This is a genomic window from Pseudomonas sp. GL_139_B (assembly GCF_057834475.1).
Map to the genome: position 1 here is coordinate 3,605,070 of NZ_CM174403.1, position 23,312 is coordinate 3,628,381.

Below are 23,312 nucleotides of genomic sequence, written 5' to 3' on the forward strand. Positions count from 1 at the left end.
GGTTATCTCCCAGCCTTCGATTCGTTGAAAACAGGCGTCGAGCGAAAGGTCAGCGAGTCGCCAGTGGTGTATTGCGGAGAGGTTTTTTCGATGTGCTGGATGACGGTTTCTTCGCGCTTGAGGTCAATCGAGCGGCTGAACCAGTAGTACACCAGCCCGGAGACGATCAGCCCGACCAGCCAGGCAATGTCGATGCTGCCCAACGCTTTGGCGAGCGGGCCGACATAAACCTCGCGCTGTTCAACGCCGTCGTAGATGTAGAAGAACGGGATCATCGACACGAAACCGATGGCGTACGCGGCGATGCCACGCAGACCCCAGCTGCCGTAGATGTTGCCGTGGGGCATGAAGAAGTGCGGGATGGCGTAGCGACCCTTGCGCACGAAGAAGTAGTCAGTCAGGTTGACCGAGGTCCAAGGCACCAGGAAGTACAACATCACCACCAGGTAGATCCCCAACACCGACAAACCTTTGCCCGAACTCTGGATGCTCAGGGCCACGCCCAGTTGCAGCAGGATCACGAATCCAATCGCCAGAATGCGCGCCTTGGTGGTCGGCTCGATGTGCTTGATGGAGTCGACGCAGGTCAGCGTGGTCAGTTTCGCGCTGTAGATGTTCATCGCGATCACCGGCAGGAACGCCAGAATGGTGATCACCACCACCGCCGTGCCCATCAGTGGCGAAACGGTGTTGCCGACTTGCCCGAGGGCGACCAGCACATCCGTGGAGTGCAGGTGATCGGCCAACCAGCCACCCACCGAAATCATCCATGCGCCGGATAACGAGGCACCGAGAAACACCACGGCAATCAGCTTGCCGCTGGAGGTGTTCTTCGGCAGGTAACGCGAATAGTCGGACACGTACGGGGCGTAGGCGATGTTGTAACTGGCTGCCGCGGCGAACTGCGCGATGAAACCGGTCCAGTTGAAGCCCAACGGCGCGGGAGCCACTTCACCGGCAGCCAACACTGGCATCGCCGCATCCGGCACCCAGCCCATCATCACCGCCAGCGTCACCAGGCCGTACAGCGGAATCGACAGGTACAACGCCCATTTGAAGCTGCGGTGCATCCAATCGTGACCGAGGATGGCGAGGATTGCTGCCGGGATTGTCACCGCCACTGCAATTACCCAGGGGTGGAACCCGAATAGTGTGTGCAGGCCCTGCATCATCAACACCAGGTTGACGATGTTGAAACCGGCAAACACAAACAGCGTTGCCAGCAACACAAGGATCACACCGCGATAGCCGAACTGCGCCCGCGACTGGATCATTTGCGGCAAGCCCAGGTGCGGGCCTTGCGAACCATGGAACGCCATGAACAGGGTGCCGAACATGATGCCCAGCGTGCCGGCGAGTGTGGTCCAGAGCGCGGTCAAGCCGACGCTTGGGCCAACAAAGCCGATGGTCATGGTAAAGAAGGTGAAATTGCCGAGGAACCAGAACGGGCCTTGACTCGACAGTTTGTCGGTGCGCTCGTTTTCCGGGATGAAGTCGATCGAATGGCTTTCGACGACAGGTTTGCCGTCGAGGAGCGACACGCTGGGTGCGGCTTTGGCGTCAGTATTCATGATGTACTCTTATTTTTGGAAGATCATGACGAGATAACTGGTTCTTTTGGGTGAACGACCCCCTTGTGGGAGTGAGCCTGCTCGCGATGGCGGCGTGTCAGTCGACATCCATGCTGTATGTCACATCGCTTTCGCGAGCAGGCTCGCTCCCACAGGGTTTGAGTCAGCCATGACTCAGGGAAGCGTGATCCAGACGGCCTTGGTTTCGAGCAAGTAATCGAGCTGCTCGGCACCCAGGTCCTTGCCAAACCCGGACTGTTTGTAGCCACCGAACGGCATCGACGGGTCGAGGGTGCCATGGGCGTTGACGTAGACCGAACCGGCCTTCAACCGTGGAATCAGGCTGTGCACCTTGCCCAGGTCATTGGAATACAGCGCGGCGGCCAGGCCGTACACCGAGTCATTGGCCAGGGCCAGCGCCTCTTCCTCATCGTCGAACGGTGCGGTGACCAGCACCGGGCCAAAGATCTCTTCCTGGACAATACTCATGTCGTTGCGGCAATGGGCGAAGATGGTCGGCTCGACGAAGAAGCCGGGGCCATCGACAGGCTGGCCGCCGTAGACCAGTTCGGCGCCTTCCTGCTTGCCGGTTTCGATGTACTCGGTTACCCGCTGTTTTTGCAGTGCCGACACCAACGGGCCGATGAAGCAATCTGGATCCAGACCCGGTGCAATCTTCAACGTGCGGGTATAGGCAATCAATTCGCGCAGGAATTCGTCGTAGACACTGCGATGAACATAGGCGCGTGTGCCGGCATCGCACACCTGACCCGAGTTGAAAAACACGCCGTTGGCGACCGCTTGCGCCGCCGCTGGAATGTCCGCATCGGCCAACACGATTACCGGTGATTTTCCTCCCAGTTCCAGGGTTAGTCGCTTCATTTCGTCCAGCGCCGCGCGTCCGACGGTACGGCCGACCGGGGTTGAGCCGGTAAAGGTCAATTTGTCGATACCTGGGTGCGTGGCCATGGCCGCGCCAACCACGCTCCCGCGCCCGGAGACGATGTTGATCACACCGTCCGGGATCCCGGCGTCCTTCACCAACTCGGCAAAACGCAGGGCCGACAGTGAGGTCAGTTCAGCGGGTTTGACCACCACGGTGCAACCGGTGGCCAAGGCAGCGCCGAGCTTCCAGGCCATGGTTTGCAGCGGGAAGTTCCACGGCACGATAGCGCCGACCACACCCACCGCTTCCTTGCGTGTATAGGCCAGGTAATTGCCCGGCAGCGAAGGTTCGACGGTGCGCCCGTGCAGCTTGGTCGCCCAACCGGCGAAATAACGCAAGGTATCGACCGTGCCCTGGATATCGACGTCCTTGGCAAACGATACGGACTTGCCCATGTCGATCGATTCTATTTCCGCCAGTTCGGCGGCGTTCTGTTCAATCAGGTCGGCCAGACGCTGTATCAGCCGCTCGCGTTCGGCTGGTTTGGCCTGACTCCAGGCGCCACCGTCGAACTGTGCGCGAGCAGCTTGCACGGCGCGGTCCAGGTCCTCGGTGGTGCCCATCGGAATGCGCGTGATCAGCCCCTCGGTCGATGGCTCGATAACGTCGGAGGTCTGTCCGTCGCTGGCCTCGACAAAGGCGCCACCGATGAACATTTTCTGGACCTTGCTGAGGAAGGTCTGGGTCGCTTCGGATACACCGAATTTTTGCAGGTACTGCTTAACGATTGCGTCCATTTTCATGCCCTCTGTGCGGCGGTCAGTTCACGCCGTAGCCGTGGTGGTCTCGTTCACGGCTTGCCGTGCCTGAGCCCGCTCATGGAAGATGAACCCAATGCTGTTGAGCAGCAGTTGCGCCGCCAGAATCGAGGTCATGCCGCTCGGGTCATACACCGGTGCAACCTCTACCAGGTCCATACCGACGATGTTGCCTTTGCTTCGCTTGGCCAGGGCCTGGATAATTTCCAGCACTTCGTAGTAGAGGAAACCGCCGTGGCTTGGGGTGCCGGTGCCCGGGGCGATGGACGGGTCGAAACCGTCGATGTCTATAGTGATGTAGTAGTTGATGTTCTGCGGGATCAGCGCCAGCACACCCTCGACACCGAGACGGCGGACATCACGCACCGAAAGGATTTTCGAACCGGCGGCATGGGCGGCTTCGTAGTCATCGCGGTTGGAGGACGAGACGTTGCGAATGCCCATCTGGGTCATGCCGACAATGTGGTTCATTTCCGAAGCGCGACGCAGCGGGTTGCCATGGCCGTAGCGCACGCCGTGGCGTTCGTCGACGAAGTCCAGGTGCGCATCGAAGTGGATAATGTGAATCGGACCACGGCCCTCGAAGGCCTTGATCACCGGCGCGTGCACCGAGTGGTCGCCGCCGAGTACCACGGGCATGACGCCGGCATCGAGGATCTTGCGCACGGCGTATTCGGTGTTTTCGTTACTGGTGACCATATCGGTGTGCACGATGTCGGCGTCACCGACGTCGACCATGCGCACGTCGGCGGCGGTCAGGTACATCACGTCGTCTTCGTGGTCATAAGCGCCGGCGTGGCCGAAGGAAAACAGCGTCGATGCCTCACGAATCCCGCGTGGCCCAAAGCGTGCGCCGGAGCGCCACTGGGTACCCATGTCGTTGGGCACGCCGAGTACCGCGACGTCGGCATCCAGTGCATCCCAATCGGTGCACACCGGGGATTTGCCAAAGGTGCAATGACCTACGAATGGCAGGTTCAGGCGACCGGATTCATAACCGTTATTGGACATTTCAAGCCTCTCCACTTTTTGTTATCGGCTGAGCGGACTGCAAGGCGACCGCCGTTGGATTGACTATGGGCGCAGGTTTTCGTGGAAAAAATGCTAAACATCAGATACTCATATCGGCATTGCCGATGCATCAACATGCGGGAGGTCCAAGGTGATTCAGCTACACGATGTCGATCTGAAATTGCTCAGGGTGTTTGCCACGATTGTCAGGTGCGGGGGCTTTAGCGCCGCGCAGGCGGCATTGAATGCCGGCCAGTCGACGATCAGCGAACAGATGACTCATCTGGAAACCCGACTCGGGGTCAAACTCTGCCAACGCGGTCGCAGCGGCTTTCGCTTGACCGAGCAAGGCGTGGCGATTCATGAAGCCACGCAGCGCCTGCTCTCGGCGGTCGAAAATTTCTGCATGGACGCCGATGTGCTCAAACAGCACATCAGCGGCAAGCTCAACCTGGGGATCATCGACACCACCATCACCGACCCTGACTCACCCCTGCCGCGCACCACTCAACGCTTCGTTTCCAGGGGGCATGACGTGCACCTCAACGTGTACGTGGGCACCCCCGCCGAACTGGAAGAACGGGTGCTCGACGGCCGACTGCACCTGGCCATCGGGCACTTCCCGATCCATGTGCCGGGCCTGCTGCACACACCGCTGTATCAAGAAGCCTTGGGCTTGTATTGCGGGCGCCGACATCCGCTGTATGGCAGCAAGGCCGAAGGTGATGAACTGCTCGAAGAAATCGCCGCGAGTCGCATTGTCGTGCGGGGCTACATGCAGCAATACGACCTCGAGCACTTGGGGGTCAGCAAAGCCGCCGCGACCGTGGACAACATCGAGGCACTGGCCATTTTGCTGATCTCCGGGGCCTACCTGGGTTTTCTGCCGACGCACTTCGCCGCGCAGTGGATCAAGACCGGGGAGATGCATCAACTGGCGCCAAACAGCCTGAAATTGGTGTCGCCGTTTGACGTGATTACCCGTCGCGGTACGGCCCCGCCGCCGATCCTCCAGGCCTTCCTTGAGGACCTGGCAGCCAGCGCGCGTAAAACCGCCAGCGGCTGATATCCGCTCGCCACACTCAATCAGTGCCCGGCATACTCATTGGTGCAACCACCCCGCTCACCACCCTTGCAGGCCCGTTATGCGCATCCACGTCACTTTCATCGACCGCGTCGGCATCACCCAGGAAGTACTGGCCCTGCTCGGTGGACGCCGGTTCAATCTGGACGCCGTCGAGATGGTGCCACCGAACGTTTACATTGACGCGCCGACGCTCGGCGTAGAAGTGCTGGAAGAGTTGCGCGAGGCCTTTCTCGGCGTCCAGGGTGTGCAAGCCGTGACGATGGTCGACATTCTGCCAGGGCAACGCCGAAGCTTGCAGCTCGATGCCTTGTTGGCCGCCAGCACCGACGCGGTATTGGCCGTGGATGATCGGGGTTTTGTGCTGCTGGCCAACCCGGCGTTGATCGCCCTCTGTGGTCGCGAGCCGGCCGGCGAATCGCTGACGGTATTGTTTGATGATCCCTCCTTGCAACACACGTTGATCGAACACGGTTTTCGCCTGCCAATGCACGAGGTCAGCCTGGGCGGTCAGACGTTGCTGCTAGACGCTATGCCGATCACCGGCGCCGGCGCCTTGCTGACCCTGTATCAGCCAAACCGCATCGGCGAACGCCTGTCGGCGCTGCACCATGACCATGCCGAAGGGTTCGATGCGCTGCTGGGTGAGTCCCCAGCAATTCGCACGCTCAAGGCCCGTGCCCAACGCGTTGCCACACTCGACGCGCCGCTATTGATCCAGGGCGAAACCGGCACCGGCAAAGAGCTGGTGGCCCGCGCCTGCCACGCGATCAGTGCACGGCATGATTCGCCCTTTCTCGCCCTGAACTGCGCGGCGCTCCCGGAGAGCCTCGCCGAGAGTGAACTGTTCGGCTACGCCGCCGGCGCGTTCACCGGCGCCCAGCGTGGCGGCAAACTCGGCCTGCTGGAACTGGCCGATCAGGGCACGGTGTTCCTCGACGAAGTCGGTGAGATGTCGCCCTACCTGCAAGCCAAGTTACTGCGCTTTTTGAGCGACGGCTGCTTCCGCCGAGTCGGTGGTGATCGCGAGGTCAAGGTCAACGTTCGGGTGTTGAGCGCGACCCACCGTGACTTGGAAAAAATGGTCAGCGAAGGCCACTTTCGCGAAGACCTGTTTTACCGCCTCAACGTACTCAACCTGCAAGTACCGCCGCTGCGCGAACGCGGCCACGACATCCTGTTGATGGCCAATCACTTCATGCAACAGGCCTGCGCGCAGATCCAGCGCCCGGTGTGCCGTTTGGCGCCGAGCACCTTCGCCGCCCTGCTCGGCAACCGCTGGCCGGGCAATGTGCGCCAACTGCAAAACGTGATTTTCCGCGCGGCGGCGATTTGCGAAAACCCGCTGGTGGACATCGATGATCTGGACATCGCCAGGACGGCGGTGGAACGCCAGAACGACGGTGAAGTCGGCAGCCTCGAGGAAGCCGTCGAAGGGTTTGAAAAGAATCTGCTGGAGCAGCTCTATCGCAGCTACCCGTCCAGCCGCTTGCTCGCCGCGCGCCTGCAAACATCGCACAGCGCGATCGCCATTCGCCTGCGCAAGTACGGCATTCCCACCAAATCCTGAAAACAACACAAATCCCGTGTAGGAGCTGGCTTGCCAGCGAAAGCGTCGAATCAGGCAATGTTTTAGCGACTGACACACCGCATTCGCTGGCAAGCCAGCTCCTAGGGGGTTGTTGTTGAGGTGAGTGTTTGCAAATCGATACGGCGTATCGATTTAAAGACAGCCTGCCACGAGTCCGTGTTTTCCTGCCCCGCTCCGCGCCCTCCTCTTTCCCGTATTGATTTCAATACAGGCAACACGCTTCACCTTTCACAAAAATACGCCAAGTCATTGAATTAAAACGAATAAATAACATTGGCACTGCCCTTGCTATCACAGTTCCAACCACGCTCGTTGCCCCGCACGAGCCTGTAAACGTCATCCGCCACCAGCAGCGGATGGGTCTGAACAATGAGGAGCTGTTATGAGCGAATTGCGTTTTACCGTCGATCACGAATGGCTACGGCTTGAGCAGGATGGCCTGGTCACCGTTGGCATCACGCCGTATGCCCAGCAGGCGTTGGGCGATGTGGTGTTTGTGCAAGTGCCCGAGTTGGGGACGTTCGGCGCCGGTGATGAAGCGGCGGTGCTGGAGTCAGTGAAAGCGGCCAGCAACATTGGCATGCCGCTGGACGGTGAAGTGGTCGAGGTCAACGCGACGCTGGAAACCGCCCCCGAACTGGTCAACGAAGATCCCTTGGGCGAAGGCTGGTTCTTTCGCTTCAAACCGGCCGATACCGAGGCCATTAACCACCTGCTGGATCAACACGCCTACGCGCGTTTGACCCAGGAATCTGCCGACGCTTGATGACCTGTCACACCTTCCCGCCCCTCAACACAGGACACCACCATGTTCAGCAAAAACGACCAGATCAAAGGCTACGACGACGAACTGCTGGCAGCGATGAACGCCGAAGACGCACGGCAAGAGCACCACATAGAACTGATTGCCTCGGAGAACTACACCAGCCAACGGGTGATGGAAGCGCAAGGCAGCGGCCTGACCAACAAATACGCCGAAGGCTATCCGGGCAAGCGCTATTACGGCGGTTGCGAACACGTTGACGTGGTCGAGCAACTGGCGATTGATCGCGCCAAACAATTGTTCGGCGCCGATTACGCCAACGTCCAGCCGCACTCTGGCAGCCAGGCCAACGCTGCGGTGTTTCTTGCACTGCTGCAAGCCGGCGACACCGTGCTGGGCATGAGCCTGGCCCATGGCGGTCACTTGACCCACGGTGCCAAGGTCAGTTTTTCCGGTAAGCTCTACAACGCCGTGCAGTATGGCATCGACACCGCCACTGGCCTGATCGATTACGATGAGGTCGAACGCCTGGCCGTCGAGCACCAACCGAAGATGATCATCGCCGGGTTCTCCGCTTACTCGAAGACCCTGGATTTCCCACGTTTCCGTGAGATTGCCGACAAGGTGGGCGCTTACCTGTTCGTCGACATGGCCCACGTTGCGGGGCTGGTGGCGACCGGTTTGTACCCGAACCCGATTCCATTCGCCGACGTCGTCACCACGACCACCCACAAAACCCTGCGCGGTCCACGTGGCGGCTTGATCCTGGCCAAAGCCAATCCGGAGCTGGAGAAAAAATTCAACGCGGCGGTATTCCCCGGTGGTCAGGGCGGCCCGTTGATGCATGTGATCGCCGCCAAAGCGGTGTGCTTCAAGGAAGCGTTGGAGCCAGGCTTCAAAACCTATCAGGCGCAAGTGATCCGCAATGCCCAGGCGATGGCCAAGGTGTTTATCGACCGTGGGTTCGACGTGGTGTCCGGCGGCACTGACAACCACCTGTTCCTGGTCAGCCTGATTCGTCAGGGCCTGACCGGCAAAGACGCCGACGCCGCCCTCGGTCGCGCGGGGATCACGGTGAACAAGAACGCCGTACCCAATGACCCACAATCGCCGTTCGTGACCTCGGGTCTGCGCATCGGCACGCCAGCGATCACCAGCCGTGGTTTCAAGGAAGCGCAGAGCATCGAGCTTGCAGGCTGGATCTGCGACCTGCTCGATCACCTCGGTGATGCCGACGTCGAGGCACAAATCGCCAAGCAAGCGGCCGCAATGTGCAGCGACTTCCCGGTCTACCGCGACTGAACAGGCACCGCACAAACCCTGTGAGTGAGCCTGCTCGCGATGGCGGAGTGTCAGTCGACATAGATGTTGAATGATCCACCGCGATCGCGAGCAGGCTCGCTCCCACATAGGACGATGTGTCGAAGCCGCCTCTGCCCCTCGAAAAAAAGAAAATACTCATGAGCCTACCTGTGGAATCATCCGCTACTACCCCGGCCAAAATGCAAGTCGGCGTCAAACTGCGCGGTGCGGAAAAGGTCGCGCGGATTCCGGTCAAGATCATTCCGACCGATGAGTTCCCACGCAAACCCGACTGGATCCGGGTGCGCATGCCGATCTCTCCCGAGGTCGACCGGATCAAGCAGCTATTGCGCAAACACAAGCTGCACAGTGTCTGCGAAGAAGCCTCGTGCCCGAACCTCGGCGAGTGTTTTTCCGGTGGCACCGCGACCTTCATGATCATGGGAGACATCTGCACCCGTCGTTGCCCGTTCTGCGATGTCGGCCATGGTCGGCCCAAACCGCTGGACAGCGATGAGCCGATGAACCTCGCAGTCGCCATCGCCGACCTGCGCCTGAAATACGTGGTGATCACCTCGGTCGACCGTGACGATCTGCGCGACGGCGGCGCCCAACACTTTGTCGATTGCCTGCGTGAAATTCGCAAGCTCTCGCCGGGCGTGCAACTGGAAACCCTGGTTCCGGATTACCGGGGGCGCATGGACGTTGCGCTGGCGATCACCGCAACTGAACCTCCGGATGTGTTCAACCACAATCTGGAAACCGTACCGCGCCTGTATAAAGCGGCGCGGCCAGGTTCGGATTTTGAGTGGTCACTGGACCTGTTGCAGAAGTTCAAGCTGCTGGTCCCGTCCGTACCGACCAAATCCGGCCTGATGCTGGGCCTTGGCGAAACCGACGAGGAAGTGATCGAGGTCATGCAGCGAATGCGTGAGCACGACGTTGACATGCTCACGCTCGGCCAGTACCTGCAACCGTCGCGCAGCCATTTGCCGGTCCAGCGTTTTGTGCACCCGGACGTGTTTGCCTGGTTTGCCGAGGAAGGCCTGCGCATGGGATTCAAGAACGTCGCGTCCGGCCCACTGGTGCGCTCGTCTTACCATGCGGACCAACAAGTTCAGGGGGCGAAATCGGTATAACGCTAAGGCGCGGCGCCTGGAGAGAAAGTAACGGGCATAAAAAAACGCCAGACCGGTTAGGTGCTGGCGTTTTTTTATACAGAATATGGCAGGGGCGGCTGGATTTGAACCAACGCATGGCAGGATCAAAACCTGCTGCCTTACCGCTTGGCGACGCCCCTGTAGCAATTGCTACGAACGGGCGGAAATTTATCAACATTCCCGCCGCATGGGAAGCCCCCATGGAACATATTTTTGTTCTAAAACAGCCACTTAACATTAATCAAGCTTAGATACAACGGCCACGACTCCGGATTAAACCCGTGGCTGATGACTGGTCACGCAGTGGATGCCGCCGCCACCGGCCGAGATGGCATCGATATTGAGCTGCACCACCTCACGGTCCGGGTAGAGTTCGGACAGCAGGTCGAAGGCCTTGGTATCGGCCGCTTTGTCGCCGAACTCGGGCGCAATGACCGCTCCGTTGATCACGAAGTAGTTGATGTAACCGGCGGCAAAATCCGGATTGTTTTTTTTGAACTTGCTCTTGCGCGGGTTCAGCGGCGGCGACACGGTATGCACTTGCAGCTTGCGGCCATCAGCGTCCGTGGCGTTTTTCAGGATCTCCAGATGGGCCAGCGTGACTTTGCGGTCGTAGGACGCGGGGTCGTTGTCGAGGTTGGCGATCACCACGCCCGGCTTGACGAAACGCGCATAAAAATCGACATGGGCGTCGGTGATGTCCTTGCCTTTGATGCCCGGCAACCAAATGATTTTGCGCAAACCCAGGCGTTCCTTCAGTTCTTGCTCGACGTCTGCCTTGCTCCAGTCCGGGTTGCGATTGCTGTTGATCCAGCTGCTTTCGGTCATGATCCCGGTGCCGTGACCATCCACTTCGATACCACCGCCCTCGCCCACCAGCTCACTGTTCAAGTAGCTGGCCTTGGTGTTTTTGGCGACCAGCGCGGCCAGTTTCGCGTCCTTGGCATGCCGTTGTTTGTTGCCCCAGCCGTTGAAGTTGAAGTCGACGGCGCCCAATCCGCCGTCCCCGTCGATGACGAAATTGGCGCCGATGTCACGCATCCAGATATCGTCGAGCGGTGTGGTGACGTAGGTCACGCCAACCGATCCGCAGTACTCTTCGGCCAGCTCCCGCTCGCTGTCGCGGCAGAACACGGTCACTGGCTCGTAGTCGGCGATGGTGCGCGCGATCAGGCCAAGGGCTTCTTGCACATCGGCGGTGAAATCCTCCCAGATCGCCTCTTGGGCGCCAAAGGCGATGAACGCCCGTTGATGTTTGTCGCCTTCGTCCGGCATGAACCATTGCCCCCCGGTGGCAGCGTGTGCCAACAGGGGCGAGAGGCTGAACCCCATGGACGCGGCGGCACCTATACCTGCGATTACTGATGCGTGTTTGATGAACTGGCGACGCGTGGACATGCGTGAATCCTTGAATAGGTGTCGTTATTGCAGACCTGGTGAAGGCCGGCGGCTGATCGCCGGCCAGATGTCATTTGGCGGTAGCGGTCTTGAACTTGGTCCAGGTGCGCATCCGCGCGCGCATATCGGATTGCGCAATGTCCTTGCCCGGAATTAGCCGTGCATACGTGGCGTCGTCGAGGTAAATGTCCGGGTTATTGCGCATGGCAGCATCGACGCTCAGCCGCGCCTTGGCGTTGGATGTAGGGTAGCCGGTGAAGTTGCTGATGGCGGCCATGTTCTCCGGGCGCATGACGAAGTTGATGAACGCATAAGCGTACTCCGGGTGTTTGGCGTCGACGGGAATCGCCATGGTGTCCATCCACACCGTGGTGCCCTCACGGGGAACCCGGTACTGGAACGTGGTTTTCTTGCCAGCAGTGTCCGACGTCCGCTGTGCTTGGGTCATGTCGCCGCTGTAGCCGAGCGACAGGCACAGGTTGCCGTTGACCAGATCAGTCACCGGTTGCGACTGGAACTTGCGAATGTACGGCCGCAGTTTCATCAGCAGGTCACTGGCGGCGGCGAGATCCGCGGGCTTGGCGCTGCGTGGATCCTTGCCCAGGTAGTTGAGCACCACCGCCAACACTTCGTCCGGCGAATCGATCATCGAGATACCGCAATCGGCAAAACGCGCGGCCAGTTCCGGCTTGAACAGCATGTCCAGGCTGTTGACCGGCGCGTCCGGCATGCGCTGTTTGATCTGCTCGGCATTGTAGGTCAGGCCGATGGTGCCCCAGGTGTAGGGAACGGTGGCCTTGCTCGAATGCTCATAGTGCGAACGCAACTTCTGCAAACCCGGTTCGACGTCATCCATCGCAGTGAGTTTTGACTGGTCCAGCGCTTGCAGGCTGCCGGCACGCATCAAGCGCTCAGCCACAGTGTCACCGGGGAAGATCAAGTCGTAACCGCTGCCGCCGGCGAGCATCTTGGCTTCCAGAGTTTCACTGCCGTCCATCACGTCGTAGATCACTTTGATCCCGGTTTCTGCGGTGAACTGGCTGAGCGTGTTCTCGGCAAAATAATCGGCCCAGTTGTACAGTCGCAGGGTTTTCTCTTCGGCGTGCAGCGACGGTATCGCACAGCACAGGGCCAGGCCCAGGCCCAGGGCGCCGAGCAAACGTTTATTGGCAATGTGCATGTCAAACCCCTTGAGTGTTCCAGCGAGCATTGAGGTGGCGACCGTCCTGACTCAACAGCGCTCCGTACATGTCTGGACGGCGATCGCGATAGATGCCCCAGCTCAAACGCTCTTCGCGCATGGCAGCGAGGTCCAGGGTGTGGACCAACACGCCGGTGCTGTCGCGGTCGGCTTCGGCCAGCAACTTGCCTTTGTGGTTACAGATAAAAGACGAACCGTAGAAGCTCATTTGCAGTTCTGGATCGGTAGTTGCCACCTCGCGGCCGACGCGATTGGCGGCCACCACCGGCAGAATATTGGCCGCTGCATGGCCGCGCATGGTCATTTGCCAATGGTCCCGAGAATCCAGCGCGGCGCAGCCCGGTTCAGAGCCGATGGCCGTGGGAAACAGCAAGACTTCGGCGCCCATCAACGCCAGGCAGCGAGCGGTTTCGGGGAACCACTGATCCCAGCAGATCCCCACACCGATGCGCCCGAACGCGGTGCCCCAGACTCGAAATCCGGTGTCGCCGGGGCTGAAATATTCCTTCTCCTGGTAGCCGATGGCGTTGGGGATGTGCGTCTTGCGATACACGCCCAACAGACGCCCATCGGCATCGGCCACGCTCAAGGAGTTGAAATACGCGTTGCCGGCCTTTTCGAACCAGCTCAGTGGCAACACAACGCCCAACTCCCTGGCCAGCGCGGCGAAGCGCTTGAGCACATGGCTGTCGCGATATTCTTCAGCCAGCGCCAAATGTTTGTGGCTTTGCTCGATGCAAAAGTACGGCGTGGCAAACAGCTCTTGCAGCAGGATGACCTGGGCGCCCTCGGCCGCCGCGTCTCGCACCATTTGCTCGGCCAGATCGAGGTTGTTTTTCAAGTCCCAGGTGCAGGGCATTTGCGTGGTGGCAATCGTCAGATGCGTCATTCGATCAACCCTCCACCGGCCACGCCGGCTGCTGCTGGGTGATGCAATGCACCCCGCCGCCGCCATGGGCCAGATGATTGATCCGCACCGGCACCACTTCACGTCCGGGGAATGCGTGGCGCAGCACATCGGCCGCGACGTTGTCGGCATCGATGCCGTAGGCCGGCATGATAATCGCGCCGTTGGCGATGTAAAAATTGGTGTAGGAAGCGCAGAACACTTCGGCGTCGGTGTCGACGGCATCCGTGGCTTCGTACAACTCGATCATCTCGAATTTACGCCCGCGGGCGTCGGTGGCCAGTTCCATGGCACGACGGTTCTCGCGCACCACTTCGGCATACACCGAGCCTTGGTCGCGGGTGGCGTCGACCAACAACACACCCGGACGCGCAAACGCACACACGCCATCGACATGGCCATCGGTCATGTCACCGGTCACGTAGTCCGGATCCCCCGGCAACCAGATTGTCTTCTTTACCCCCAGCAACCGCGTGAAGATCTCCTCCATCTCGGACTTGCTCATGCCCGGATTGCGATTGGGGTTGAGCAGCACCGATTCGGTGGTGATCAACGTGCCCTCGCCGTCGACATGGATCGCGCCGCCTTCGTTGCTCAGCGGTGTGCCAAAGCACGGCAAGCCCAGATGATTGAGCGCACGGCGCGCCAGGCTTTCGTCCAGGTCATGCGCCGACTTGCCTCCCCACGCGTTGAAGCGCCAGCTCACGCCGGCCATGCCGAGTTGCGGGTGGCAGACGAAGCTTGGGCCGGAGTCGCGGCACCAACTGTCGTTCACCGCCAACGGGATCAGCTCGATGTTGGACCCGCACAAGGCTTTGGCACTGGCGATAGCAGAAGGGTCGACGACCATTTTTACCGGTTCGAAACGGGCAATGGCGTTGGCCACACGGGCGAAATCCTCTTGCACCAGCGGCAGCGTGACGCCCCAACCCGACTCCCAGAGTGCCTGGTTGTGCGGCCACACCATCCAGGTCGCGGCATGGCGAACCCATTCGGCCGGCATCCACCAACCCCTGTTTTGAATTTCCTGCTGCTGCGTGACCTGCTGCATGATAAAAAGCCCTTTTAGTTAAGCCATTGTGTTCAATGAAAACTGCGTTGGCGGTCTTTGCATGCATGCTACGGCGGCTGAAACGGGCGAACAAACGATGGATTTTGCGCAAAAGTGATTAGGAAAACTTATCAATGCTCAAACACTGGCCTCCACTCAACACCCTTCGCGGCTTTGAAGCCGCCGCGCGTTTGGGCAGTTTTCACAAAGCCGCTGACGAGTTACACCTCACCCAGTCGGCCATCAGTCAGCAGATCCGCAGCCTTGAGGCTTACCTGGAACAACCGCTGTTCTTTCGCAGCGGCCGCAGCGTCAGCCTGACCGACGCCGGCCAAGATCTGCTCAGCACCACCCAGGCGCTGCTGCAACAATTGGCAGTCGGCATTCGCCGTCTCGGGCAATACCAGAAACCCAATCAACTGGTACTCAACACCACGCCAGCGTTCGCCCGACACTGGCTGTTGCCTCGCCTGGGGGATTTTCGCCGCCAACATCCAGAGGTGGATTTGTGGATTTACAGCACCGATGAAGTCCCGGACATGACCATCCAGACGATCGACATTGCGGTGCGCGACGACATCAGTTCACAGGCCGAATGCAGCTTCAAAGTGCTGCACGCCGACCGCCTCTTTCCGGCGGGTCACCCAAGTCAGTTAGCGCTGCCGAGCGAACAGCGCACCACCCTGCACGGCGAGCGGGAAATGGACTGGAGTCATTGGGCGGTAGAAGCCGGTATCGACGTTGGCCAGAAAGATCAGGGGCTGAACTTCTCCGATCCCGGCCTGCTGCTGGACGCTGCCTGCGCGGGGCTCGGTATTGCGCTGGCCAGCCAGTTACTGAGTCGGCAGGCGTTGACCAACGGGTTATTGCAACCCTTGGTGGAACACACCATTCGCGGACCGAACTGGGCGTTACTGACCCATCGTGACAGTGAGAACAATGCGCGGAGTTTTTGTGAGTGGTTGGTGAGTCATCTAGAGGCGGCGAGCTCGATGATGTAAGCATTTAATGTCTGTACGCAGACCTGAGCGCGCGCCTCTGAAATGATCCTGTATTCCTTCCTGAGCTATCAATCTGACCTACTCTCTCTATGCCAATCGGGACACTCAAAAGGCGATTTGATCCGCAGTCGAACGTAAGCCGACGGTCATCGCATTCTTTAAGGAGAAAGACACATGAAACGAGCACGCATGCTGTTCGTGGGTGCGTTGTACAGTGTCATTTCAGTAGTTCTACTGGCCGGCTGTGCAGGAAAGGCTGGCACTGCTGTCCCGAGCATTACCGAGACCAAAGCCATAGCGGAAGAAGCCTACATCTACGGCCTGCCCCTTGTGATGAACTATGCCGTCATGAACGAGTTCGTACTGAACAAGAACTCCGGACAATATAAAGCTCCGTTCAATCAGATATTCAATGAGTCGCGCGTCTTTACCTGGCAGGACACCGCCATCGTCACGCCCAACAGTGACACGCCGTACTCCATGGTCTGGCTGGATCTGCGTGCGCAACCCATGGTCATTTCCGTGCCCGCCGTCGACAAGAAACGTTATTACTCGGTGCAGTTCATTGATGGCAACACGTATAACTTCGGTTACCTGGGCAGTCGCTCCACTGGAACGGAGCCCGGCGACTATTTGGTCGCTGGCCCTGACTGGAAAGGTCTGATACCTGCCGGGATCAAAAACGTCTTTCACTCGACCACCCCGTTCGCGCTCACCCTTTTCCGTACCCAACTATTCAACGCAGCAGATATGCCGAACGTAGTAAAGGTTCAGGCAGGGTTCAAGGCGCAGCCACTCTCGGCATTCCTGAATCAACCTGCCCCGGCCGCCGCACTTGACACTGATTTCCTCCCGGCCACGACCGCGGGCATCAAAGACAACTTCTACGAGTATCTGGACGCCGCACTTCAATTCGTACCAGAAACTCCAGCGGATAAAGCGCTGCGCACCAGGCTCGCCAGCATTGGTATCGGGCCAGAAAAGACCATCGCGTTCAAAGACCTTCCTACGGAACACAAAGCCGCCATTTCGCAGGCCATGAAGGACGGTGACGAGAAAGTATCAACGTATCTGGCGACAGGAATGAAAGGAATCAATGGGTGGACAGTCGATTCGCTCTTTGGAGACAAAGCCTTTTACAACGGTAATTGGTTAAAGCGCGCCGCCGCTGCAAAGGCTGGCATTTACGGCAATGATGCGGTTGAAGCCATGTATCCCCTCGCTCACAACGATGCGAAAGGTCATTTACTCGACGGCAGTCAACACAATTACACACTCACGTTTGCAGCCGGACAACTCCCGCCCGTAAATGCTTTCTGGTCAGTCACGATGTACGACGGCAACAGTCAGCTCTTGATCAAAAACCCGATCAACCGCTACCTCATCAATTCGCCGATGTTGCCCGACATGAACAAAAATCCGGATGGCTCGCTTACCGTCTATATCCAGAAGGAGCCTCCCTGCAAAGAGAATGAAGCGAACTGGTTGCCGGCCCCCGACGGCGCCATCTACATCGTCATGCGCCTCTATTGGCCGAAGACGTACGCGCCATCCATACTTCCAGCGGGTGCCGGCACCTGGTCACCACCAGGCATCGTGCAGGCGCAGTAAATAGCTGATTTCAGCCGTGCGGTTGCGTTGCCATCACTGGAGATTTGAATTGAGCCCTTTTGCCATCGCACTTATTGCTTTTGCATGTGTATTCGGCAGCGCACTGCTGGGTCTTTACATCCGGAAGTTGTTGCCGGAACACCACCTGAGCGATGAGTCCATTGGCGTTGTAAAACTGGCGACCGGACTGGTTGCGACAATGGCTGCCATGGTTCTGGGGCTGTTGATCTCGTCCGCAAAAGTCACGTTCGAAACGACCAACACCGAACTCATTGTCAACTCGGCCAAGGTGTTTCAGTTCGACCGGGTATTAGCGAGGTATGGACCCGAAACTCAAGACATTCGTGCGGTGCTCAAGCACAACTACGCTGGCATGATCGAGCTTGTGGCATCACACGACAGCGCAACGATCTCACAACTCGACAGCCCGGAGGCCATTAGCCGTTCGGACGCTCTCAGGCAACAGATTGATGATTTGAAGCCTGGCAACGATTCGCAGCGAGCGCTCAAGGCTCGTGCGCAACAGATTGCCGAAGAAGTGCTGGCTGCACGGTGGCTGACACTGCTACAAGCACATGGCTCGATTCCCGTTTTGTTTTTGATCATTCTCGTCGCATGGCTATCCATTATCTTCGGCGCGTTCGGCGTGTTCGCCCCCTTCAACGGGACGGTCATTGCCGCGTTTTTAACGTGTGCGCTATCGGCCTCTGCGGCGATCCTGCTTATTCAAGAGATGAACAGACCCCTCGATGGCTTGATCGGGGTATCCGTCGAACCGATGCGCGACACGCTCTCTCGTTTAGGACAGTAACCCTACCAACGCGCTCCCGGGTTTTGTACACCTTGCGCACGACAGGCCCCCACATGCGCAAGGTGGCTTCACCGTAAATCAGGTCTGCGCGATTACTGACCAGTACCAGGCAGTAGTTCAAAGGTAGGGGTAAATGGGGTGATGGCGGCCATCAACTGCGCGAAGGGTTTATGGTCGCCTTCGAATGTGGCTTTGCCGGCCTGGACGAGTTGTTCGAAACCGGTTTTCCTCGCCATTACGCCTTCAAGATCAGAGCGGTTGACCGTGATAGTGAGGTCGGCATTTTTTGCTTGCTGCCCCTTGATGTTGGTCAGCGTCGAATTGCTCAACTCAACCACAAACTGCTCACCATTGTCGGGCGTCTTGAGGTTCAAGACGAAGTGCTGATCTGCGACTTTGCTGCCGTCCAGGGCGATGCCGAGGTACTCCAGCCACAACTCGGTACTCATGGCGCGGATCATGTCAGGTCCGGTGGATTTTGGCGGCACCCCCTTCGGCATGCCATGGCGTAATTCATACGCAGCAGAGAGGAAACTGTTGCGTACGCCGGCACTTTCCTTTTGATAGCCGACTTGCTCGTAAACATCCGCCAACAGATCCTTGGCCTTGCTGTTTTGGGGTTCGGCATACACCAGCTTATTGAGAATCTCATAGGCTTCGCGGTACTTGCCCTGATCGAACAGGGATTTCCCCTTAGTCATGATCTTGTCTGCGCCCCCCATCATTTCTACATACAGCGGTGCCGAATCTTTCGGAGAGAGCGGCATCAGCGTCGCCGGGTTGGCATCCCAGTAGCCCAGGTAGCGGTTGATCACGGCACGACTATTGTGCTCTTCCGAGCCGTGGTAGCTGTGAGTCGCCCAATTGTTTTTCAGGCTATCGGGCAACTTGTAGACGTTTTGAATCTCGTTGATGGTGACGCCCTGATTCGCGGCATGCAGGACGGCATTGTTCAGGTTGGCATAGGCATCGCGTTGCGCGCGCATGACGTCCTGAATCCGTTCATTGCCCCAGCGTGGCCAGCTGTGGGACGCGAACATGACATCGGCCTGTTGCCCATAACGATACAAGGCGTTGTTGATGTTCTTCGACCAAACCAGTGGATCACGGACCAGTGCACCGCGCAGGGTGTAAATGTTATGGATCGTGCCGATGATGTTTTCGGCGGCCCAGAAGGCCTTGAATTGCGGAAACCAGGTGTTCATCTCCGCCGGCGCTTCGGTACCGGGTGTGCTCTGAAACTCCATGTCCACTCCGTCGATGGTCAGGGTTTCGAAAGCTTTCGTGATATAGCGATTCGGCTCAATCAGCCCCATGTTGCCAATGGATGCATTTTTTCCGATGGCCATGTCGACATGGCCGTAGGGACTGTGCGGCAACATCAAACCATATTGGAAGAACGCGCGCCGGTTCATGGCATTGCCGGCGTAGACGTTTTCAGCCACGGCATGCTCCATGAATCCTTCCGGTGCAATCAGCGGGATCTTGCCGCTACGCACATCGGCTTCATCGACCACTCCACGGATACCACCGAAATGGTCGGCGTGAGAATGAGAGATCACGACTGCGACAACCGGGCGCTTGCCGATTTTTTCATTGATGAAGTCCAGGGCAGCCTTGGCGGTTTCCTTCGACATCAATGTGTCGAACACAATCCAGCCCGTATCACCCTTGATGAAGGTGATGTTGGCCAGGTCAAACCCGCGAACCTGGTAAATCTTCTCGGGAACCACCTCATACAGACCGAAGGCCATGTTGAGAACTGCCTGGCGTTGCAGGGACGGATTCACGCTGTCGAAATCCTTGCCTTCCAGCAAGAAGTTGTAGCTGCCCATGTTCCAGGCGACGTTCCCGGCCTCGGCCATGATCTTGTTGTAGGACGGTGCAGCGATGAAGCCTTTTTTGGCTTCGTCAAAGTCGCGCTTGTCCGCAAATGGAAGCGCCTTGCGCACACCATTTTGCAGTTCGATCGTATAAATCGAAGGCGCTTTGCCCTTGCTATCAAAGTGAGCATTTTGTGTTGAGGTCGAATCTGAACTTGCGCCGTTTGCATCCGCAGCAAAAATCGCTGGGCTGACGCCACTGCCAAGCGTGATCGCCAGTGCCAGATGGAAGGTCTTGTTGTACATGGAAGGGTTCCTGCGCCAAAGGGGTGCCAAGAGCGTCAATGCAGTGAATTGCGCCCGATTTTATTTATTGGTTACGCGTCAACTTGACCCGTCCGGCCATGAATAGCATATTCATTTGATTACGAAAAATTCCGTTTTAACGATTTTCGATAACATAAAGGTTATGACATGACGCCACGCCGGCTACGTCAGTTTTTGGCATTGATTGAACACGCACACTTCGGTCGGGCAGCAAAAGCGCTGGGGGTTTCCCAGCCGGCATTGAGCAAAAGCATCCAGTTATTGGAGAGCGAACTCGGGGTCACGCTGTTCGACCGACGCCCAGAAGGCGTCGTGCTGACTGCGTTTGGACAGCTGCTTCGTGAGAAAAGCCAGCGCTTATTGATGGTCGAAGAAGACCTGCGACGTGACATCGCCTTGTTGGCGGGAGGCGATATCGGCGCACTGAAGGTCGCCTTGGGGCCCTATCCAAGCGTCACCAGCGGTTACGCCAGCATCGCGCGAATGCACGCCCGGCATCCGCACATCAGGGTCACTGCACATGTCGCCGGATGGCGAGAGGTTGCTCATCAGGTCGCCACAGGGGCTGTGGATCTGGGGATTGCCGAAATCAGCACGTTGCTCGGCAGGGAGGAGTTCACCTGTGAGCTGGTGGGTGAGCATGTAGGTCGCCTGTTTTGCCGCCCCGGACATCCGCTGCTGTCGAAACGTCGTTCACTGACGTTGGCGCAAACACTCGATTATCCGTGGGTGGCCTCGCGCATTCCTCTGCGCCTGGCCAGCCATTTGCTCCCCGCAATGCTGGGCTGTGCTGGCACTTATGAAGCACTGACGGGGGATTTTGTACCGGCGATCGAAATAGACGTGCCGATGCAAATCGTTAAGTTCGTCGAGTCCAGTAATGCGCTGGCCTTAGGGAATTTATCGACGTTTGAACAGGAAATCCTGGCGGGTGAAATCGTACCGTTACCCATCCATGACCTCGCACTGCGTACCCGATATGGCTTCATTTACCTCAAAGAGCGCTCACTGCCACCCGCGGTAGAGGTTTACATGAGGGAAGTGAGGGCTGTGGAAGAGGAAATTTGCCAGCGTGAAAGCCTTCTCGCCGCGCAATCTACACATTGAGCATCTTCTGATGGCCTCGATAGCGTATTTTCGCCTGCCGAAATTGCATGCACATTTGCGACAGCACGGCATCGTACCGCGCCCCCACCTACCTACAGGTGCTCTAGCGCGTGAGCCTGCTGGTTCACACTGTGTGACTGATAAACCGGGGCGTCCAGGGATTTTGGGGGAGTTATAAAAGCAATTGCTCAACAATGCGACACCGTATTAATGAGCTATACCCAATAGTTCCCCCCATGCACTTCTTCCATTACTGGAGATTGGCAATGAAACTCTGGACTCCTTTGGCAGCGCTATTGGTCACCGCAAGTCTCTTCGGCTGCACCAGCTCATCAAACCACTCGATGAACCTTCCTTTGGTAGCGACCCACCAGAATCCAGGGAAGACTGCCACGACCACGTTGACTAGCGTGGGCAATCAAACCAACTTTGACTTCTACATCACAGGTGTTCCAAACGGAACCATCTTGCCCCCGCGCATCTTTACGTTCATCAATAAAGGCAGCTGCCAGCAACCCGGAGCCGCCGCCTACGCATTGAACGACAAGGTCAATACTGAACCCAATGCGGGGACCGGTGGGTGGACCTTTTACAGAAGCGCACCGATAAAAATGCAAGACCTGCTTGCCGGCAATTACTCCGTTCTTCTGCGTACCTCGCCCGAAGATGGCAGCGCCGATATTTTTTGCGGCAATGTCGCGCAAGCGACTAAATGAAATGCCCTGGACGGTGGCGCCCTATCAGTGCCGCGATCATCATAGGTCGCCACCTCCGATTAATTGACGTCGCCGGGCTCCTGGTGACATGGAATACCAGCGCCGACAAGCACGATTGAACACGCTCTGTTCGCTATAGCCCAGAAGACCGGCAACCTGGGACATCGGCATGTGCCTCTCCGCCAGATAGTGGTCGGCACGGTCGCGGCGAAGGGCCTCAACTACTTCATCGAAAACTCGCCCCTCCTCGGCCAACCTTCTTTGCAACATGCGCACATGCATGCCAAGTTGCTCGGCAATCAACGGCAAACGGCAACGTTGTATCGGCATCATGCGCAGGACCAGACGTTCGACTTGATTGACGACACTCGATGTCGCTTGCAAGTCGAACTGGTTGAAATATTGCTCCAGTGCGTGATGCAAGTAAGGGGCATGTTGCTCAAGTGGCTGACTCAATTGCTCATCGCGCAGAACCAGCGCGTTACAGGATTGCCCCGTGTACACCGTCGTTTTGAAATAGCGCCGGTAAGCCTGCGCAGATGAGAGATGACTGGAAAACAGAACGGCCTGGGCAACGAAGCTGTCGCCATACAGCAACTTCATACCGTTATGTGCCACCCCCATCGCCAGCTCCATCATTTGCCGTCGCGGGCTCGGTCCGGCCAGCCGGATATCGATCACTAAACGCGGAGCGCGGGCCTCACTCAGGTCAAGATCAAGCTGGATGCCGGGGCTGTGGTAACCGATAAAACGGATGACTTGCGCCAGCGCTTCTCCCGCTGTTGCACACGTTCGAGCGATCACCGCAATGGGTCCGAGTACATGCAAGTCCTGATACTCGGCCATGCGCAAACCAAAATCGGAGCATTCCAGTTCTCGCGCGGCAAACTCCAGCAGTCCTACCAACGAACGCAGCGGCACGCGCGCGTCCTCGTCATTAAGCAAGTCCGGATTAATGCGAAAGCGTTCAAGCATCAGGTCCGCTTTCCCGCCCAGCTGGCTCGTCACTTCACGGAACCCGATAAACGATGTTGTTCTGATCAAAGAAGTCATGTCATCAAAGATCAAATAGATGTCATGAAAGATCAATAGTTTTCTGTGTGTTTCAGCCAACAATCCATCCCAGGTATCCACTGTTGCTTCCTTGCGAAGCAGCCCCTGTTCGCTCATCGG

Annotated in this window: 19 protein-coding genes and 1 tRNA gene; 10 read left to right on the forward strand and 10 right to left on the reverse strand. The window is 58.1% G+C overall.

What is annotated here, in order from left to right; genetic code table 11:
• Nucleotides 1-2: 2 nt before the first annotated feature.
• The 3 genes from AC3ISI_RS16375 to speB all read right to left on the reverse strand — a co-directional run bounded on the left by AC3ISI_RS16375 (nt 3) and on the right by speB (nt 4,286).
• Nucleotides 3-1,571, reverse strand: a complete 1,569-nt coding sequence (locus AC3ISI_RS16375; RefSeq protein ID WP_489332864.1) for a purine-cytosine permease family protein — start codon at nt 1,569-1,571, stop codon at nt 3-5.
• A 174-nt stretch (nt 1,572-1,745) separates the two neighbouring features.
• Complete coding sequence (locus AC3ISI_RS16380) at nt 1,746-3,254, reverse strand: aldehyde dehydrogenase family protein (protein ID WP_489332865.1); 1,509 nt, start codon at nt 3,252-3,254, stop codon at nt 1,746-1,748.
• Between the two features lie 27 nt (nt 3,255-3,281).
• Nucleotides 3,282-4,286, reverse strand: coding sequence for an agmatinase (gene speB, locus AC3ISI_RS16385; RefSeq protein WP_223517340.1), 1,005 nt, complete (start codon nt 4,284-4,286; stop codon nt 3,282-3,284).
• Between the two features lie 151 nt (nt 4,287-4,437).
• On the opposite strand from speB, the gene AC3ISI_RS16390 reads away from it, so the two are divergent.
• The 5 genes from AC3ISI_RS16390 to lipA all read left to right on the forward strand — a co-directional run bounded on the left by AC3ISI_RS16390 (nt 4,438) and on the right by lipA (nt 10,165).
• Entirely contained in the window at nt 4,438-5,352 is a 915-nt protein-coding gene (locus AC3ISI_RS16390; protein ID WP_489332866.1) for a LysR family transcriptional regulator, read from the forward strand.
• Nucleotides 5,353-5,431: 79 nt separating this feature from the next.
• Nucleotides 5,432-6,940: a sigma-54-dependent transcriptional regulator gene (locus AC3ISI_RS16395; protein ID WP_489332867.1), complete on the forward strand. Its 1,509-nt coding sequence runs from the start codon at nt 5,432-5,434 to the stop codon at nt 6,938-6,940.
• 403 nt (nt 6,941-7,343) lie between these two features.
• A complete protein-coding gene (gene gcvH / locus AC3ISI_RS16400) occupies nt 7,344-7,727 on the forward strand; it encodes a glycine cleavage system protein GcvH (RefSeq protein ID WP_489332868.1) in 384 nt (127 codons plus the stop codon).
• A 42-nt stretch (nt 7,728-7,769) separates the two neighbouring features.
• The gene (gene glyA / locus AC3ISI_RS16405; RefSeq protein ID WP_489332869.1) at nt 7,770-9,026 is read left to right on the forward strand and encodes a serine hydroxymethyltransferase; all 1,257 of its coding nucleotides are present in this window, start codon (nt 7,770-7,772) and stop codon (nt 9,024-9,026) included.
• A gap of 158 nt (nt 9,027-9,184) precedes the next feature.
• On the forward strand, nt 9,185-10,165 hold the full coding sequence (gene lipA, locus AC3ISI_RS16410) for a lipoyl synthase (protein WP_489332870.1): 981 nt from the start codon (nt 9,185-9,187) through the stop codon (nt 10,163-10,165).
• An 86-nt stretch (nt 10,166-10,251) separates the two neighbouring features.
• On the opposite strand, the gene AC3ISI_RS16415 is transcribed toward lipA, so the two are convergent.
• The 5 genes from AC3ISI_RS16415 to AC3ISI_RS16435 all read right to left on the reverse strand — a co-directional run bounded on the left by AC3ISI_RS16415 (nt 10,252) and on the right by AC3ISI_RS16435 (nt 14,743).
• Nucleotides 10,252-10,326, reverse strand: a tRNA-Gln gene (locus tag AC3ISI_RS16415).
• Nucleotides 10,327-10,459: 133 nt separating this feature from the next.
• Entirely contained in the window at nt 10,460-11,584 is a 1,125-nt protein-coding gene (locus AC3ISI_RS16420; RefSeq protein WP_489332871.1) for an agmatine deiminase family protein, read from the reverse strand.
• Nucleotides 11,585-11,654: 70 nt separating this feature from the next.
• Nucleotides 11,655-12,764: an extracellular solute-binding protein gene (locus AC3ISI_RS16425; RefSeq protein WP_489332872.1), complete on the reverse strand. Its 1,110-nt coding sequence runs from the start codon at nt 12,762-12,764 to the stop codon at nt 11,655-11,657.
• A gap of 1 nt (nt 12,765) precedes the next feature.
• Nucleotides 12,766-13,674, reverse strand: coding sequence for an N-carbamoylputrescine amidase (gene aguB, locus AC3ISI_RS16430; RefSeq protein WP_489332873.1), 909 nt, complete (start codon nt 13,672-13,674; stop codon nt 12,766-12,768).
• Between the two features lie 4 nt (nt 13,675-13,678).
• Nucleotides 13,679-14,743 carry an agmatine deiminase family protein gene (locus AC3ISI_RS16435; RefSeq protein WP_489332874.1) on the reverse strand — a complete coding sequence of 355 codons (1,065 nt, stop codon included), beginning with the start codon at nt 14,741-14,743 and terminating at the stop codon, nt 13,679-13,681.
• Between the two features lie 134 nt (nt 14,744-14,877).
• Here AC3ISI_RS16435 and AC3ISI_RS16440 point away from each other — a divergent pair, with 134 nt between their 5' ends.
• The 3 genes from AC3ISI_RS16440 to AC3ISI_RS16450 all read left to right on the forward strand — a co-directional run bounded on the left by AC3ISI_RS16440 (nt 14,878) and on the right by AC3ISI_RS16450 (nt 18,166).
• Complete coding sequence (locus tag AC3ISI_RS16440) at nt 14,878-15,744, forward strand: LysR family transcriptional regulator (RefSeq protein ID WP_489332875.1); 867 nt, start codon at nt 14,878-14,880, stop codon at nt 15,742-15,744.
• 174 nt (nt 15,745-15,918) lie between these two features.
• Nucleotides 15,919-17,355, forward strand: coding sequence for a DUF1254 domain-containing protein (locus AC3ISI_RS16445; protein ID WP_489332876.1), 1,437 nt, complete (start codon nt 15,919-15,921; stop codon nt 17,353-17,355).
• Nucleotides 17,356-17,404: 49 nt separating this feature from the next.
• Nucleotides 17,405-18,166, forward strand: coding sequence for a bestrophin-like domain (locus AC3ISI_RS16450; RefSeq protein WP_489332877.1), 762 nt, complete (start codon nt 17,405-17,407; stop codon nt 18,164-18,166).
• A gap of 92 nt (nt 18,167-18,258) precedes the next feature.
• Here the strand turns inward: AC3ISI_RS16450 and AC3ISI_RS16455 are convergent, their stop codons facing one another.
• Entirely contained in the window at nt 18,259-20,295 is a 2,037-nt protein-coding gene (locus AC3ISI_RS16455) for an alkyl/aryl-sulfatase (protein ID WP_489332878.1), read from the reverse strand.
• Nucleotides 20,296-20,463: 168 nt separating this feature from the next.
• Between AC3ISI_RS16455 and AC3ISI_RS16460 the strand changes: the two genes are divergently transcribed.
• Nucleotides 20,464-21,423, forward strand: coding sequence for a LysR family transcriptional regulator (locus AC3ISI_RS16460; RefSeq protein WP_489332879.1), 960 nt, complete (start codon nt 20,464-20,466; stop codon nt 21,421-21,423).
• 266 nt (nt 21,424-21,689) lie between these two features.
• On the forward strand, nt 21,690-22,139 hold the full coding sequence (locus AC3ISI_RS16465) for a hypothetical protein (RefSeq protein ID WP_489332880.1): 450 nt from the start codon (nt 21,690-21,692) through the stop codon (nt 22,137-22,139).
• A 39-nt stretch (nt 22,140-22,178) separates the two neighbouring features.
• On the opposite strand, the gene AC3ISI_RS16470 is transcribed toward AC3ISI_RS16465, so the two are convergent.
• On the reverse strand, nt 22,179-23,273 hold the full coding sequence (locus AC3ISI_RS16470) for an AraC family transcriptional regulator (protein ID WP_489332881.1): 1,095 nt from the start codon (nt 23,271-23,273) through the stop codon (nt 22,179-22,181).
• Between the last annotated feature and the right edge of the window lie 39 nt (nt 23,274-23,312).

Bases quoted from the DNA above. Each gene is read 5' to 3' on its own strand.
- AC3ISI_RS16435 (WP_489332874.1), bottom strand. From the start codon at position 14,743: ATGCAGCAGGTCACGCAGCAGCAGGAAATTCAAAACAGGGGTTGGTGG.
- lipA (WP_489332870.1), top strand. From the start codon at position 9,185: ATGAGCCTACCTGTGGAATCATCCGCTACTACCCCGGCCAAAATGCAA.
- gcvH (WP_489332868.1), top strand. From the start codon at position 7,344: ATGAGCGAATTGCGTTTTACCGTCGATCACGAATGGCTACGGCTTGAG.
- AC3ISI_RS16460 (WP_489332879.1), top strand. From the start codon at position 20,464: ATGACGCCACGCCGGCTACGTCAGTTTTTGGCATTGATTGAACACGCA.
- speB (WP_223517340.1), bottom strand. From the start codon at position 4,286: ATGTCCAATAACGGTTATGAATCCGGTCGCCTGAACCTGCCATTCGTA.
- AC3ISI_RS16420 (WP_489332871.1), bottom strand. From the start codon at position 11,584: ATGTCCACGCGTCGCCAGTTCATCAAACACGCATCAGTAATCGCAGGT.
- AC3ISI_RS16445 (WP_489332876.1), top strand. From the start codon at position 15,919: ATGAAACGAGCACGCATGCTGTTCGTGGGTGCGTTGTACAGTGTCATT.
- AC3ISI_RS16375 (WP_489332864.1), bottom strand. From the start codon at position 1,571: ATGAATACTGACGCCAAAGCCGCACCCAGCGTGTCGCTCCTCGACGGC.
- AC3ISI_RS16380 (WP_489332865.1), bottom strand. From the start codon at position 3,254: ATGGACGCAATCGTTAAGCAGTACCTGCAAAAATTCGGTGTATCCGAA.
- AC3ISI_RS16455 (WP_489332878.1), bottom strand. From the start codon at position 20,295: ATGTACAACAAGACCTTCCATCTGGCACTGGCGATCACGCTTGGCAGT.
- AC3ISI_RS16395 (WP_489332867.1), top strand. From the start codon at position 5,432: ATGCGCATCCACGTCACTTTCATCGACCGCGTCGGCATCACCCAGGAA.
- glyA (WP_489332869.1), top strand. From the start codon at position 7,770: ATGTTCAGCAAAAACGACCAGATCAAAGGCTACGACGACGAACTGCTG.
- aguB (WP_489332873.1), bottom strand. From the start codon at position 13,674: ATGACGCATCTGACGATTGCCACCACGCAAATGCCCTGCACCTGGGAC.
- AC3ISI_RS16465 (WP_489332880.1), top strand. From the start codon at position 21,690: ATGAAACTCTGGACTCCTTTGGCAGCGCTATTGGTCACCGCAAGTCTC.
- AC3ISI_RS16425 (WP_489332872.1), bottom strand. From the start codon at position 12,764: ATGCACATTGCCAATAAACGTTTGCTCGGCGCCCTGGGCCTGGGCCTG.
- AC3ISI_RS16440 (WP_489332875.1), top strand. From the start codon at position 14,878: ATGCTCAAACACTGGCCTCCACTCAACACCCTTCGCGGCTTTGAAGCC.